The 15,081-nt window shown below is 41.0% G+C and carries 14 protein-coding genes; 10 read left to right on the top strand and 4 right to left on the bottom strand.

What is annotated here, in order from left to right:
* The first annotated feature begins 5 nt into the window (after window positions 1–5).
* Window positions 6–857 carry a transglutaminase family protein gene (locus BMZ06_RS13045; RefSeq protein WP_089752432.1) on the top strand — a complete coding sequence of 284 codons (852 nt, stop codon included), beginning with the start codon at window positions 6–8 and terminating at the stop codon, window positions 855–857.
* Window positions 858–903: 46 nt separating this feature from the next.
* Here BMZ06_RS13045 and brnQ read toward each other — a convergent pair whose 3' ends face one another.
* On the bottom strand, window positions 904–2,220 hold the full coding sequence (brnQ, locus tag BMZ06_RS13040; protein WP_089752431.1) for a branched-chain amino acid transport system II carrier protein: 1,317 nt from the start codon (window positions 2,218–2,220) through the stop codon (window positions 904–906).
* A 598-nt stretch (window positions 2,221–2,818) separates the two neighbouring features.
* Here brnQ and BMZ06_RS13035 point away from each other — a divergent pair.
* Window positions 2,819–4,684 (top strand): cation:proton antiporter, encoded by a 1,866-nt coding sequence (locus tag BMZ06_RS13035; RefSeq protein ID WP_089752430.1) that lies wholly within the window; start codon window positions 2,819–2,821, stop codon window positions 4,682–4,684.
* A 69-nt stretch (window positions 4,685–4,753) separates the two neighbouring features.
* On the opposite strand, the gene BMZ06_RS13030 is transcribed toward BMZ06_RS13035, so the two are convergent.
* Window positions 4,754–4,936, bottom strand: a complete 183-nt coding sequence (locus tag BMZ06_RS13030) for an SE1832 family protein (RefSeq protein ID WP_089752429.1) — start codon at window positions 4,934–4,936, stop codon at window positions 4,754–4,756.
* Between the two features lie 121 nt (window positions 4,937–5,057).
* On the opposite strand from BMZ06_RS13030, the gene BMZ06_RS13025 reads away from it, so the two are divergent.
* The 4 genes from BMZ06_RS13025 (at window position 5,058) to BMZ06_RS13010 (ending at window position 9,095) form a co-directional block, all read left to right on the top strand.
* Window positions 5,058–5,903 carry a GNAT family N-acetyltransferase gene (locus BMZ06_RS13025; protein WP_089752428.1) on the top strand — a complete coding sequence of 282 codons (846 nt, stop codon included), beginning with the start codon at window positions 5,058–5,060 and terminating at the stop codon, window positions 5,901–5,903.
* A 226-nt stretch (window positions 5,904–6,129) separates the two neighbouring features.
* Entirely contained in the window at window positions 6,130–6,687 is a 558-nt protein-coding gene (locus BMZ06_RS13020; RefSeq protein ID WP_089752427.1) for a TRAP transporter small permease, read from the top strand.
* A gap of 29 nt (window positions 6,688–6,716) precedes the next feature.
* Window positions 6,717–7,982, top strand: coding sequence for a TRAP transporter large permease (locus BMZ06_RS13015; protein ID WP_089752426.1), 1,266 nt, complete (start codon window positions 6,717–6,719; stop codon window positions 7,980–7,982).
* Window positions 7,983–8,057: 75 nt separating this feature from the next.
* Window positions 8,058–9,095: a DctP family TRAP transporter solute-binding subunit gene (locus tag BMZ06_RS13010; RefSeq protein WP_245756009.1), complete on the top strand. Its 1,038-nt coding sequence runs from the start codon at window positions 8,058–8,060 to the stop codon at window positions 9,093–9,095.
* A 49-nt stretch (window positions 9,096–9,144) separates the two neighbouring features.
* Here the strand turns inward: BMZ06_RS13010 and BMZ06_RS13005 are convergent, their stop codons facing one another.
* On the bottom strand, window positions 9,145–10,365 hold the full coding sequence (locus tag BMZ06_RS13005; RefSeq protein ID WP_089752424.1) for an MFS transporter: 1,221 nt from the start codon (window positions 10,363–10,365) through the stop codon (window positions 9,145–9,147).
* 54 nt (window positions 10,366–10,419) lie between these two features.
* The gene (locus tag BMZ06_RS13000) at window positions 10,420–11,493 is read right to left on the bottom strand and encodes an AI-2E family transporter (protein WP_089752423.1); all 1,074 of its coding nucleotides are present in this window, start codon (window positions 11,491–11,493) and stop codon (window positions 10,420–10,422) included.
* Between the two features lie 302 nt (window positions 11,494–11,795).
* Between BMZ06_RS13000 and pepT the strand changes: the two genes are divergently transcribed.
* From pepT to BMZ06_RS12980, 4 genes are all read left to right on the top strand, one after another.
* Entirely contained in the window at window positions 11,796–13,022 is a 1,227-nt protein-coding gene (gene pepT / locus BMZ06_RS12995) for a peptidase T (RefSeq protein ID WP_089752422.1), read from the top strand.
* A gap of 301 nt (window positions 13,023–13,323) precedes the next feature.
* Window positions 13,324–14,094: a TerC family protein gene (locus tag BMZ06_RS12990; protein ID WP_089752421.1), complete on the top strand. Its 771-nt coding sequence runs from the start codon at window positions 13,324–13,326 to the stop codon at window positions 14,092–14,094.
* A gap of 166 nt (window positions 14,095–14,260) precedes the next feature.
* Entirely contained in the window at window positions 14,261–14,452 is a 192-nt protein-coding gene (locus BMZ06_RS12985) for an SE1561 family protein (protein ID WP_089752420.1), read from the top strand.
* Window positions 14,449–15,081 (top strand): hypothetical protein, encoded by a 633-nt coding sequence (locus BMZ06_RS12980; protein ID WP_089752419.1) that lies wholly within the window; start codon window positions 14,449–14,451, stop codon window positions 15,079–15,081. The genes BMZ06_RS12985 and BMZ06_RS12980 overlap by 4 nt, the downstream gene beginning before the upstream one ends.

Genomic DNA, 15,081 nt, shown 5'->3' with positions numbered 1-15,081 from the left:
AGTTCATGAAGTATGAAATCGAACATATTAACACGTTCTATTATGAGAATTTTGTAGATCAAAGTATGAATCATATACGGTTAAAACCCACAACGGATGAATGTCAGCGGCTATCTGCTTATCGTTCAGAAGTACTTCCAAATTCAGTGATGAAGGAACATATCGATTACTGGGGAAATCATGTAGAAACCTTCTTTATTCCGGAAAAGCACCAGCATTTAACTGTCAAAACCCAGTCTACAGTCAGTATTCAAAAGAGTCCTCTCATTAAGATGATCCACTTTTCTGATGAAATGCGCACCATTTTCCATTCCGATTTATTTCGCAGTCATTATCTCGCTTTTCTAAATGAGACGCCTTATACGTTTATGTATAAAGAGCAAATCAAGGAAATAGAAGAAGCTGTGGGAGATTCATCTGATCCGATTCAATTTTCCCTTGATCTCATGGCCTTTATTCATCAATCCATTGTTTATGACGGTACCGTAACCCAAGTGAATACGAAAGCTTATGAATCTTGGCCATTGAAGGCGGGAGTATGTCAGGATTACGCGCATGTTATGATCGCTGTACTAAAAGACAAAGGAATACCAGCTCGTTATGTAAGTGGTTATTTGTATGTTGGCGAGGGTTCAGCCTTAATTGGAGATGCAGCTACTCATGCCTGGGTTGAAGTTATGATACCAGGGATAGGCTGGGTAGGATTAGATCCTACTAATAATGTAGAAGCCCTGGAAGAGCATATTCGTATAGGAAGCGGTCGGGATTATGCAGATGTAAGTCCTCTTCAAGGAGTCTATCGTGGAGGCGGTCAAAACCTTGATGTAAAAGTCAGTGTCACATTGGTTGATCAATAAAAGCACAAAAATCACCCTTCTTTAAAAAGAAGGGTGATTTTTAATATTAGTTTTGATAGTTTTTAGAAGGTAAAGGTTCTCGCTTAGCATAGTGGACCAGTCCCCCAATTGCAGCTCCAATAAGTGCAGGAAGAACCCAGCTTAAGTTAAGCTCTGATAGAGGAAGGTTCTGAACCAGAGGCTTAAAAGCAGAAACATCAGCTCCAAAGGCGGCAAGCCCGTCATAGAGGCTAATAAATGAAGTAAATATAATAGCTCCTCTGTACACGTAGGTGGAGTGATTAAAGAACCCTCCTGCGAAAGTTAAAGCTACAAGCACAATAGTAATAGGATATACAAATACAAGAACCGGAACCGAGTAGGAAATAATCTGACTGAGCCCGATATTGGAGATACCAAAGCTGATCAATGTCACGATAAGGATCACCTGTTTATAAGATAATGCCGCTATACGTTTAGAGAAAAATTGACCGCAGGCAACGGTGAGCCCTACACAGGTAGTAAAGCAGGCCAGACTTACAATGACACCAAGGAGAATCGTGCCAGCGGACCCATACATAATTTCGGCTGCACCCGATAGAATGGCACTTCCATTGTCATACGTGCCTTCTGTAGCCATTTTTGTACCGATCCATCCAATACCTACATATACACTTGCGAGGCCGACAGCCGTAACTAAACCAGCCTTTAGGGTGCGCATAGTTAGTTCTTTCTGGTCTGTCACCCCGCGATCACGGAAAGACGTCACCACGATGAGGCCAAATGCCAGTGAGGCAATGGCATCCATAGTTAAATACCCTTCAACAAAGCCTGAGAAAAACGGCTGGGATGCATACTTTTCTCCCGCTGGCTGAACCGACCCATCCAATAAGAAGAAGCTTCCTATGACCAATCCTAAAATAGCGAGAAACAAAGCTGGAGTTAAGATTTGTCCTATTCGATCCACAAGCTTAGAGGGATTTAGACTGACTAAATACACAATGGCAAAGAATAGAATAGAAAAGATCAATAGCATTAAAGAGCCTCCACTTACAAATGGGACTACTCCAGTCTCAAAAGCGACGTTAGCAGCTCGTGGAATTGCAAAGAAAGGGCCGATGACTAAATACACCATGGCAGTGAACAACAAGCCAAATAAAGGGTGGACTCTGCCGGCGAGTTCAGTAGCTCCATTTCTAAAATACGAGATGGCCGCAACCGTTATTATAGGCAGACCTACACCCGTAAGTACAAAGCCTGCTATAGCCGGAAGGTAGGAAGTACCTGATTCAATACCCAGGGAGATGGGGTAAATAAGATTACCGGCCCCAAAAAACAAGGCGAACAGTGTAAAACCTATGAATACTGTATCTCTAGCTCTCATAAATATGCTCCTCCTAAGACGTCTGTCTATATTGTGCGTAAAAAAGACCTTCCAAACCAAGAGTGATCGCCTGAGAGCATACTAAGGTATAGGAAGATCAATAATCGAATACTTATACAACGCCGTAATACTATCAATGTCAAAAAATTATGTCAATACTTTTAATTTAAATAATGCCTCTGCTAAATATTGGTGAAAATTTTCATATGAGGTTAATTAAACTAACGGACTGGATTGTGGAAGACTCAGTTTCGAAATAGTGTAGAGAAGGGGGCTCCATGGAACGGCTCGCTTTCCGCGGCCCTACGTCGTGTGGGTCGCAGGAACCGACTTATTTCCCACCCATCCCTCTTCCATTTAACGCAACAAACCCAACTATCTCGAAAATGAGTCTTACAGTATCAAGAGCTAAACTGTAAAATCAACACCAAGAGTACGCAGTCTTAAATAATAAACGGTGGGTTTTCTAATGAAAGATTGTGATTATCGGACAGGGTTATGAAAGGCCAATTTAGTTTACAGAACTAAGATCTGGATATAGAATATGGCTATGTCATAACACGATGTGTATAACATACTGGAGATGAGGGACACGTTAATGATTGATTCACTATTATTACAATTTATGTTAATTGGAAGTCTTGGGGTTGGATCACAGTGGATAGCCTGGCGTTTTCGTCTACCGGCCATCGTAGTGATGTCGATCGTTGGACTCTTAGTCGGACCGGTCTTCGGTTTAATGAACCCAGAGCAAGACTTTGGTGAACTATATAAACCCATTATCTCTTTGGCTGTGGCCGTTATATTATTTGAAGGCAGCTTAAATTTGGATATGAAAGAGGTACGGGGGCTCGGACGGCCTGTTTTTCGTATTGTAACGTTTGGAGCTTTTTTAAGCTGGATTCTGGGCGCACTGGCTGCTCACTACGTAGCCGGGCTTTCATGGGCAGTAGCTTTTGTGATTGGTGGATTGTTTATTGTTACTGGTCCAACCGTTATTCTTCCTTTATTAAGGCAGGCTAAATTAAAGCCCAGACCTGCTAAGATACTGAAGTGGGAAGGTATTATAGTTGATCCAATTGGAGCGCTGCTAGCTGTTTTTGCTTTTGAAATTATCGAGTTTATTATGGGAACAAACGTCAATCCTTCTGAACTTCTTCTATTCTTCCTGGCTTCCTTATTTGCTGTGATTTTAGGTTGGGCATGCGGCAAGGGAGTCGGGTGGATGTTTGAAACCGGATATGTACCAGAGTTTTTAAAGTCACCTGTGGTCTTTACCGTTGTCATTGCTTGTTTTACCATCGCTGATGAAATCACTCATGAAACCGGGCTGCTCTCTGTCACGGCGATGGGGATGACATTGGCTAATATGCACATTTCATCTATAGCAGATATGAGGCATTTTAAAGAAAATATTTCCTTGTTGCTGATCTCAACGATATTCGTTATGTTGACAGCTTCTCTGACTCAGGAGACTTTAGTTGAAATCTTTAATGTGCAAATTATCGGTTTTGTTTTACTTATGTTGTTTATTGTTCGACCTTTATCCATCTTTTTGTCCACCATGGGGACCGATCTATCGAAATCAGAAAAATTACTCGTCGGCTGGATAGCTCCGCGAGGCATAGTTGCTTTGACTGTAGCCAGTTACTTTGCGAGTATCCTTTTGGAATCAGGTTTTGAGGATGCTTCAATACTCATTTCCCTTACATTTGCTCTTGTGTTTACTACAGTTGTAGCACATGGGTTTACAATCGGATGGATCTCTAAGAAGCTCGGGCTCTCTATGGAAGGACCGCCTGGAGTGCTTATATCCGGAGGAAGTCAATTTGCAACAGGAATGGCTAAGACATTAGAAGACTTGAAAGTTCCCGTTCTTATTGCCGATTCCTCCTGGGAACGATTGTCGCGTACCAGAGCCGCAGGAATAAAATCTTACCATGGAGAGATTTTGTCGGAACAAACGGAGTACTATCTGGATATGACGCCATATGAGTATCTGATAGCTGCGACAGAGCTGGATTCCTATAATGCGCTTGTCTGTACGACATTTGTTCCGGAATTCGGTCGAAATAATCTGTATCAGCTAAGTTTGAATGATCGTGAAGGAGATAATCTGGAGAATCTTGTTCATACAATCGGAGGAAGAGTTCTTTTTAAAGAAGGAGCCTCCTGGGAGGAATTGAACATCATGGTTGAAAGTGGTTATGTATTCCGGAAAACAAATATAACGGAACAGTATAAATACGAAAACTACTTGAATAATATCGATAGCGAAGCGGTCATCCTGTTCATCAAAAAACCTTCAGGGAAGATTGAATTCTTTAGTCCAGAGGTGGAAAACAGGGCTGAAAATGGAGATGTGGTAGTAGCATTGACTCCTCCTAGTAAAGAATTTGAAAAAATACAAGAGAAACTTGAAGAACAGAGAAAAGAAAACGGAAATAAAAAGCAGAAAAAATAAGAGAAAGGACCGCTCAAATAGCGGTCCTTTCTCTTATTTTACCATATTAAGCGGAAAGGTCTATTTAGTTTAGGCGTTAGCTTCAGCCAGCTGCGCCTTCAAATCCTTCAGCTCTTTTTCCATACGTGCTAATTGAGCTTCAGCATTCTTCACATTAGCTCCGTTCGCTTCCAGCTTGTCTAAATCTCCTTGGATTCTTATATAATCAGCTTTTAAAAAGGCGATTTGATCCTGAATTTCCTTCTTATTCATGAATTCTCTCTCCTTTCTTCTATTGTAGAAGACTTCTCAAGAAAGTATAATAGTATTAATTTTCAAATTTGTCTAATTTTATCATACAGAAGTAAAAATACAGCAGAGGGCGGGGAGCAAAATGAAAATAATTCAAGAACAGAATGTAGAATCGTTTACGTCATCCATTCAAGAGCTTCTTCTCAAAAGAGAAGCTGAAAATAACCTGCCGTTAGGGATTTTACAGCGGCTACAGGAGTCACCTTCAAGTGAGAATTCTTTATTGATTAAAATTGAAGAGGAAGGGCGTCCAGTTTTTATGACGATGAGAACCCCGCCCCATCTTTGGATTTTACCGTCCATTCCCGCCGTTACTTCCGGCCATATTAAGAGTTTAGCTCGTTACTTGTTTGAAAATCAATTTGAAGTTCCTGGAATTCTAGGGGAAGGGGAAGCTGTTCAGCATTTTATTGATGAATGGATCAATATTACCGGCGAGAACCCTATAATACATATGCGTCAGGGTATCTACCGTTTGAATGAACTGCAGCCGATTCATATGAACGAAGGTGAACTAATCGAAGCGAAGGAGTCAGATCTTGAGCTCGTTAAGAAATGGTTAACAAGGTTCGGAGAAGAAACCAATGAAGGAACTATAAAAGAACGAACCGCTGAAATTGCAGAGGAAATGATACGCACACGGCGAATGCACCTTTGGATAGTTAATGGAGAGGCTGTCTCTATGGTTGCCAGAGCTCGCGTGACCCCCCATGGAGCTACTATTAATGCCGTATTTACACCCGATGAATTTAAAAGAAGAGGGTATGCTACGCAGGCCGTATGGACGCTTACAAAGAAGTTATTGGATCAGGGGTACCAGTTTTGTTCTCTATATACGGACCTTGATAACCATTCATCTAACTCCATTTATAAAAAGATTGGTTATGAATGGATAGGTAATTCAATTGTATATCACTTTATTGACTAGTAATTGGAAATAAAAAGATTAAATCTGGAGAAAATACTATCTATAGAAAGCTATAGAGATGATATATAAGAAATTTAATTACAATTTCATTACATTATTAAATTTGAACATAATATACAAAAAATTCTGTATAAGTTAATTTGAGTGTTCTCTATTTGTTCGGTATGATGTTTAGTAAGTGAGCTTCAAAAACCTCACTTATTGCCAATTTAGGAGGCTAAATGAGTTGAATCCATTAAAGATCATCGACAAAATTATACTTAAAGTTGAAGAATTCATTCTCAGTTATGCGATAATCATCATTGCCTTAATGGTAGTAGGCAAGGCTTTAAGCCGAGCGATCTTTACTTACACTCCGCCTTTTGCAGATGAGGTTAGTCAAATTGCGATTGTAGTCGCTACTTTTATGGGGATCAGTTATGCAGCCCGAAAAGGGAGACATATCAGCATGTCTGCTTTCTATGACCTGGCTCCGTTTAAAGTCAGAAAAATTCTAGCCATATTCATACCGCTGGTTACAGCGCTTGTATTATTTGTACTTACTTACTTTTCAGCTCTTTACGTTTACGATGTATATGAGTCAGGCAGGGTTACTTCAGCGCTTCAGATGCCCTCTTACTATTTATACATTTTCATTCCCATCGGTTTCTTGCTGGGCGGAATACAATTCCTTAGAAATATGTGGATAAATATTAAGCACCGGGATGAGGTTTATCTTGGTACAGATGCGAAAGATTACAATGATCAAGAAAAACACGAAATTCATGAAGGCACACACTTATAAAAAAATACAGCAGAAGAAAGGATAACAATATGGTTGCCACACTACTAACGATCATGGTGGTCCTTCTATTATTGAATTTTCCAATGATGATTCCGCTAATGGCGGCTCCATTGATTGTATTGTTCATTTATTTTCCCAACTTGGATCCTATGATTTTAATGCAGCAGTTTTCCACAGGAATTGAACCGTACGTCCTTTTAGCGGTTCCGCTATTCATTTTTGCGGCTGATATTATGACGACGGGGAAAACGTCTAATCGGCTGCTCGATTTTATTGGTTCATTTATTGGTCATATTCGCGGCGGGTATGCCGTTACAACGGCTGCGGCCTGTACCTTATTCGGTGCGATCTCAGGATCCACCCAGGCTACGGTGGTAGCGATTGGTAAACCAATGCGTGAACGTCTTTTGAAAATTGGTTACAAAGACCCTACAGCCATGGCACTGATCATCAATTCCAGTGATGTCGCGTTACTTGTTCCACCAAGTATTGGCATGATCATCTATGGTCTCGTATCCGGTACATCAGTAGGTGACTTGTTCATTGCAGGTATTATTCCTGGTATTATCGTATTTTTAAGTTTTGCGATTTACAGTATCATTTACGCTAAAGTAGCTGATATTCCTTTAGCTAATAAGGTTTCCTGGAGCGAGCGCTTGCGATTGACCCGGAAGGCAATTCTGCCGTTAGGGTTTCCAATTATCATAATTGGCGGTATCTATACTGGGGTCTTCAGCCCGACTGAGGCCGCCGGTATGTCAGTGCTTTATGCTTTTATCCTGGAAGTGGTGATATATCGTTCCATTCACATTAAGGAATTACCGAAAATCGCCAGATCTACGGGGTTAGTCACATCGGCCGTGTTCGTGCTGGTAGCAGGGGGACAGGCATTTACGTGGGTTATCTCTTTTGCCCGCATACCACAGATGATCACAGAAACGGTTCTTGGAACAGATCCTAGTGCGGTTTATGTATTACTTATGGTCACGGTGTTCTTCTTCATAGGATGTATGTTTGTGGATCCTATAGTCGTGATCCTGGTGTTAACTCCGATCTTTTACCCGGCAGCAATGGATGCTGGAATCGATCCTATTCACCTGGGAGTCGTCATTACCTTCCAAGCTGCCTTAGGCTCAGCTACACCACCGTTTGGAGTGGATATATTTACGGCCAGTGCCGTATTTAATAAGCCGTATCTGGAAGTGATTAAGGGCACTCCGCCTTATATCATTATGATGGTAGTTATTTCATTCTTACTCATATTCTTTGAGGAGCTTTCCCTTCTATTGATTTAACAAGAAGAGGGAGTTTATATAAAAAATTGGGAGGTCATTATCATTATTAAACAGAAACGTATGGTTGGATTAGCCATGATGTTTGTATTAGGTATCTTGTTAGCTGCCTGTGGTGGCGGAAACGGCGATGGCGGAGACAGTGCCAGCGGCGGAGAAGGACAGACTTACAATTGGAAGTTTGTTACGGAAGAAGTAGATGGACAAGTTCAATTTGAATACGCAGAAGAATTTGCTAAACGCATGAATGAGAAGTCTGACGGGGCTGTAAACATCGAGGTCTATGAATTTGGAGGACTAGGAAGTGAAACCGACCAGGTCGAGCAGCTGCAAAATGGAGCTGTAGAAATGGCGGTTATGTCTCCAGGTTTTACCGGCAACATGGTAAAAGAAGGACAGATCTTTGCTCTCCATTTCTTATTTCCAGAAAGTGTTGAGAAAACCCAGCAGATTTTGAATGACAGTGAAGCTTTAAACACAGATCTTCGTGAAAAGTATGAAGAACACAGTATTTCACCACTTTCTTTCTGGACAGAAGGTGCGATGCAATGGACATCCAGTAAAGAAATTACGGAACCAGCCGATTTCGAGAACTTCAAAATGCGTACGCAGACCTCTCCTTTGATTCTGGAGTCTTATAAAGCTTATGGTGCTGAACCTACTCCGATGAGCTGGTCAGAATTATACACAGCTCTTGACCGTGGAACCGTCGAAGGACAAGAGAACCCGATTTTCTTTATTGGGGATGCTTCTTTCCACGAAGTACAGGACTATATGACATTGTCTAATCATAACAACTACGTTGCGATGACGACCGTTAATACGGATTGGTATGAAGGTTTGAACGATGAAATGAAAACCATGGTAGATGAAACGACTCAGGAAATGCAAGAGTGGGTATTTGAAGAACAGAAGAAACAAAACGAAGAATATTTAAAAACGATTAAAGAGGATACAGAGAACCCAACAGAGATTGTTGAGTTGACGGATGAGCAGCGTCAAATGTTTAAAGATAAGGCGATGCCTGTACGTGACTATTATCGTAACGAGGTTTCAACGGTAGATGGACAAATCCTTGATAAACTCCAGGAAGAGATTGAAGCAGCTGGAGAATAATCGTTATTGGCTAAAAACCATCATGTCCGATTAAGGACATGATGGTTTTTTAATGTACCGGCTCCCAGGGATCCGTCTGTTTACGATAATCCATATAAGTAAGGATGAGCACAAGAATGAACAAGAAGCTTGAAAGCTTAAACAGCGTGGCTGTATCGACAAATTGGTAGATAAAGCCGAGAATAAGTGCGCTTGACCCAATGCCAAGGTCAATACAGGAATAATACATGCCATTGGCAATGCCACTTCGTTCCGTAGTGGTCTTAGAAATCACCCAGGCCTGAAGCGCGGGCATCATAGAGCCAAATCCAATGCCGAAGATAGCCCCGGCTATAATCAAGTGAACATTAGTACTGGCAAGGGAGAGAATCCACATGGCAATAAAGGATAACACTGAACACACCATTATCAGCTTCCAGGGTCCCTTGCGGTCAAAATATTTACCAGTGATCGGTCGGGAGATGGTAGCCAGCACCGCATTGAAAAAATAAAAAAGGAAGGTTCCGGTTAACCCTTGTTCATTGCCGAAAATAACAAGATAAGTAACTACTGCTCCATAGCCGAAAGTGTTCAGGAAAGTTACAAGAGCAGGATATCGGCTTCTACCTTCCACTAAAGAACCTACAAAGGAGAAGGGAGGAGGCTGCTTTTGATTTTCGTACACACTTTCAGGGGTTACAAAGCTGGTCACTGAAAGTAAGATGAGAGCTACAGCACCTAAAGCTGCTGCAATCCAGACGAGGAGCTGGAAGGTGAAATTTTGATATAGATAAATTCCTAAGCTTGGTGCCATAATCATGCCTACTGTAACAGACAGACCAAAATATCCCATACCCTCGCCAACGCGGCGCCGGGGAATTAAATCGACTGCTGCCGTTCCGTTCACTGTGGTGGACCATCCCCAGGCCATACCATGCACAAAGCGGATGATTAAAAGAACAACAACTATCTGAGTGATCGGATACAATGTCGTCATAATCAGCAGTGAAATGGAGCCAATAAGAACCAGCTTTTTACGAGCGCGTGTCATAAGCAGATGGCCTATGAAAGGGCGGATAAGGATAGCAGCAAAGGCAAACATGGTGGTGATTAAACCGATTTGCAGGCTGCTTCCGCCTATCGATTCTATGTAAGGTGGCAGGTTTGGCAATAGCATTTGAAAACTCATAAACGTGAACAAGTTCCCAAGTATTAAAAATATAAAGGGCCACGTCCATAGCTTCGGGAGTGATGACTGCATTTGGGATCTCTCACTTTCTATAGAATTCATAAGAAACCCCCACTGCTTATAATGATTGGTGGGGGAAGGTCAATAGAATGCTGTCTAATCATGCGTTTCTTTTCTTCTTTCCAGCCACTCTTCATAAAAGTGAGTGGTGACGGCTTTTAAGACAGCGTAGGTAGGGATTGCAAATAATAGACCAAGAAAACCTGCCAGACTTCCAGCCGCAAGAATTAACGTAATGATCGTCAGCGGATGAATACTTAACGCTTTCCCCATAACGTTAGGAGAGACGAAATTTCCTTCCAGTTGTTGAGCAATGACCATAATTATAGCTACCCATAAAGCTAAGATTGGTTCTTGAAGAAGTCCTACAAGCATCGCAGGAATTACGGCGAGAAAGGGACCTACGAAAGGAATGACGTTCATGAGCATAGCGAATAAAGCAAGCGTTAAAGAGTAGTCCAGGTCGATGATTAAATAGCCGACTAGTAACAATAGCCCCACAACAATACTTACAGTCATTTGGCCGAGAATAAAAGCGTTCAGTGTATGATCAACCGAATAAGCTAATTTTCCAAAGCTTCTGGCTGCACGTTTACTAAGAAACTTTTGAATAAAAGGAACAAATTTGTCCCCGTCTTTCAACATAAAAAACAGGAAGAAAGGAATGAGTACGAGGGCGAATACAAATCCAATCAATTGACTGATAACATTAATAATAATTTTGGAAGCGTCCTGTAAATAGCTTTGAAGGTTTTCCACGACATTGTTTATTGTGCTGTCAAACTGGCTTGGGATAATATCCTGATTTTGCTGCCAGTAACTGATTGTATCCCCGAACATATCAATCATGCCTGGGAGATTGTTGATCAATCTCGTAAATTGCTGTTGGGCAATTGGAGCAATAAACTGAACGATGATAAAGCCTATTAAAATATAAAGTAAAAAGATGATTAGTATGGCAATAAGCCTGTGAATCTTGTATCTTTCCAGAACATGCAGGACAGGCCTGGAAATATAAAATAATATTCCTCCGCCGATCAAAGGGAGCGCAATGGCACCTATATACGTGAATACCGGTTCAAAGAAAAACTGGATTTCATGAAGGAGAAGTATAAGAAGCGAAATTAAGATACCTGCGACAATGGTTTGGAACCAGCGTTTATGGATCAAAGACGACACACCTTTATGTAAATTTAAATGCTCTTATGAATATTCGTTACTGGAAGGGGCTATCCCTTCTTAAATAAATGGCTCTATTAAATCATATTGTTGATATTAACTCTTTCGGATAAGGCCTCGATTCGGTAAGGCCCAGTTTCAAGATAAATTGGATTCATTACTCTATCACAAAAAAAGAAAAGGTCTAGTTAAGGATACCAGAACTAATGGATAATAGTCATACATTTACATCATTTAACCAATTATACTTATAATGGAATGGAGTTTATATAGGATATCAAAGGAGGATAAAAATGAAAGATGAAATTTTAAAACGATTCTGTTCTTATGTAAAGGTAAATACCCAATCAGATGAAAATAGTTCAGAGACGCCATCAACGGAGGGGCAGTGGAACCTGGCCCGTCAATTGGCAGAGGAGCTTGAGGAGATTGGTATGAGTGAAGTTTCTATTGATGAGAATGCTTATGTTATGGCGACGCTTCCGGCTAATACAGAGAAAGATGTACCTGTTATCGGTTTTCTTGCCCATTTAGATACAGCTGTCGACTTCACAGGGGAAAATGTGAACCCCCAGGTAGTCGAGTCCTATGATGGAGGAGACATCTCTCTAAACGAAGAAGTGAACCTTTCTCCTTTGGATTTTCCTGAATTAAGCAGCTACAAAGGACAAACATTGATCACCACAGATGGAACGACATTGCTGGGGGCAGACAATAAAGCAGGCATCACTGAAATTATGACCGCATTACATTACTTGATCAGACATCCGGAAATCAAGCACGGGAAAATTCGGGTAGCTTTCACACCGGATGAAGAAATCGGCCGTGGACCTCATAAATTCAATATAGATAGATTTGCCGCTTCTTATGCTTATACAGTAGACGGAGGGCCACTTGGAGAGCTGCAATTTGAGAGTTTTAATGCGGCAACTGCAAGTATTGACTTCTACGGAAATAGTGTACATCCTGGAACTGCAAAAGAAAAAATGATCAATGCCGTCAAACTGGCTATTGAGTTTCAAGAGAATCTCCCTAAAAAAGAAGCTCCTGAGTACACCGAGAATTATGAAGGATTCTATCACTTAAATTCTGTTCATGGAGATGTAGAACATGCTTCGCTCACTTACTTAGTACGTGATCACGATCAGCATTTATTCAAAGAGAAAAAGGACAGGCTTTCTCATTTAGTAGAGGAGATGAAAAAGAAGTATGGGGCAGAGCGTATATCTATAGATATCAGTGATCAATACTATAATATGGGAAACAAAATCAAACCTGTTAAACAAATTGTAGATACTGCTTCAGAAGCGATGGATAATCTGGGTATCGAGCCGTTGATTAAACCTATCCGTGGAGGAACAGATGGTTCCCAGCTGTCGTACATGGGACTGCCAACACCTAACATCTTTACGGGCGGGCAGAATTTCCACGGCAAGTACGAATATATTTCTCTCGATCATATGGTAAAGGCCGTGAACGTTATTGTTGAAATTGCTCGGCTATTTGAAGAAAAATCCTGATTTTGATCCATTTTGTCTGTTAATTGAACGTTTGTTTAATGGTGTTAAGGGAATGCTTATTCGTAAAGGAACATGAATTTGACAATATTTGAAATAATTGTGATTAGAGCGGTCGGCATGCAATTGACAAATCAAGGCTGAATACTAAGTAAAGGGAAAGATGAACAATAAAGTCCTTATTCTGGGATAGATCCCCATGTTTACGGGTAAGATTAATCATTGTTGGCGAGACCTTTACCCGCTGAGATGCGGTTTTTACCCATAAGACAAATCATCTTGCTTAATGAAGGGAAAGAGAAACATGGATGCACAGTTATTACTTGAATATGGATGGGTATTGATCGTATTAGTGGGACTGGAAGGTATTTTAGCTGCAGATAATGCACTGGTTCTAGCTATTATGGTTAAACACCTTCCTGAGAAAAAGCGTAAAAAAGCCTTGTTTTACGGGTTATTTGGTGCTTTCTTGCTCCGTTTTGGGTCTTTATTCATTATTTCATTTCTCGTGGATGTATGGCAGGTTCAAGCACTTGGGGCCGCTTATCTATTGTTTATTTCAGGGAAGCACTTATGGGACAAATGGCGCACTAAGGATGAGGAGCAATCGGAGGAAGAAGAGCAGGATGAGGAAACCCAAAGAGGCAAAGGGTTTTGGGCAACTGTTTTAAAAGTAGAGTTGGCAGATCTTGCTTTTGCTGTTGATTCTATATTAGCAGCTGTTGCTCTCGCGGTTGCTCTGCCTGAGACAGGCCTTCCTAACGTAGGGAGCCTGGATGGCGGTCAATTCGCTGTCATTCTTACTGGTGGTATGATTGGAATTATAATTATGAGGTTTGCAGCCAATGTATTTGTTAATCTGCTTCATTCAAGGCCCGGCCTGGAAATAGCGGCTTTTGTTATCGTAGGCTGGGTAGGGGTAAAATTAGTGGTTTCTACCCTCGCGCACCCTAATGTTCAGGTCATTGATGAACATTTTGCTCATTCAGCACTTTGGAAAGTAAGCTTCTATGCTGTTCTGGTCATTATCGCGGCTCTCGGGTGGTTTTTATCACCCAAAAAAAACAAGAAATAAGTTGAAAGACCTGTAATAATCTTACAGGTCTTTTTTAAAGCTTGGGCTATGGCATGAAACAACAAAAAACAATTTCCTTTGAGAAGAGAGTTATATAAGCCTTAAAAGTTTTCCTTATGTTCAGAGAAAGGTAAAATAAAAGTAAATCATTAGGGAGGGGAAAGAGATGGGGAAAGCTGCACAGCATCCATCAGATCAGTTCCATTACATAAAGAACAGAATCAAAATGTTAAATCAAGTCGTGTCCTCCATGGACGCTGATCAAGTAGATATGGAGGACTTCAACCGAATATTGGATATGATTCAACAGCTGCAAATTAAAATGGAGCGTTTCAAAAAAGACTGGGATCAGGAATGAAGATAAGACAAATCGTGTTTTTTCTCGTTTGGTCAGGCTTTATTCTCTATGCTTGGATGGTCGCTCCAAACGGGAATGATGGTTATTTAAATCAGTTGATTCGTATGAATGAGCCTGATCCCTTGCTCTTCACTGTTTTCAGCCTGCTTGGACTGTTTCCAATTACTTTTATGATTCTTTTGCTGTCTCATGATAACAGCCGTCTCCCGGCCTGGCCTTTTGCTGCCGGGTCGTTTGTATTGGGGGCCTTCGCCCTGCTCCCTTTTTTCTTCTTATCTACTGCAGAGAAGAAGCGAAGCGACCGAATACCTAACATACTAAAAAAAGTGTTGAATGCTGTTTACTTTCACGTATTATTGATGATCGGTACTGCTATCCTTATCATTTACGGACTTCTGCAGGGTGATTTCACTTTTTATGCTCAGGCCTTTCAAAACTCTCAATTTGTACATGTTATGACCATTGATTTATTTGTCCTGACAGGATTGAGTATCTTTACGCTTCATTGGGATCAACAGAAAACCGGCGTTCAAAACAAAAGCTTCTTGTGGGGGATTCTTCCCGTCATTGGAGTGATGGTTTACTTACTGCAGAATAAGGAACAAAGGAGGTCCAAGATTGAAGGTTAA

The sequence above is a fragment of the Halobacillus alkaliphilus genome, assembly GCF_900113125.1.
Lineage (GTDB): Bacteria > Bacillota > Bacilli > Bacillales > Halobacillaceae > Halobacillus > Halobacillus alkaliphilus.
This window is presented reverse-complemented; position numbering and strand designations above follow the sequence as displayed.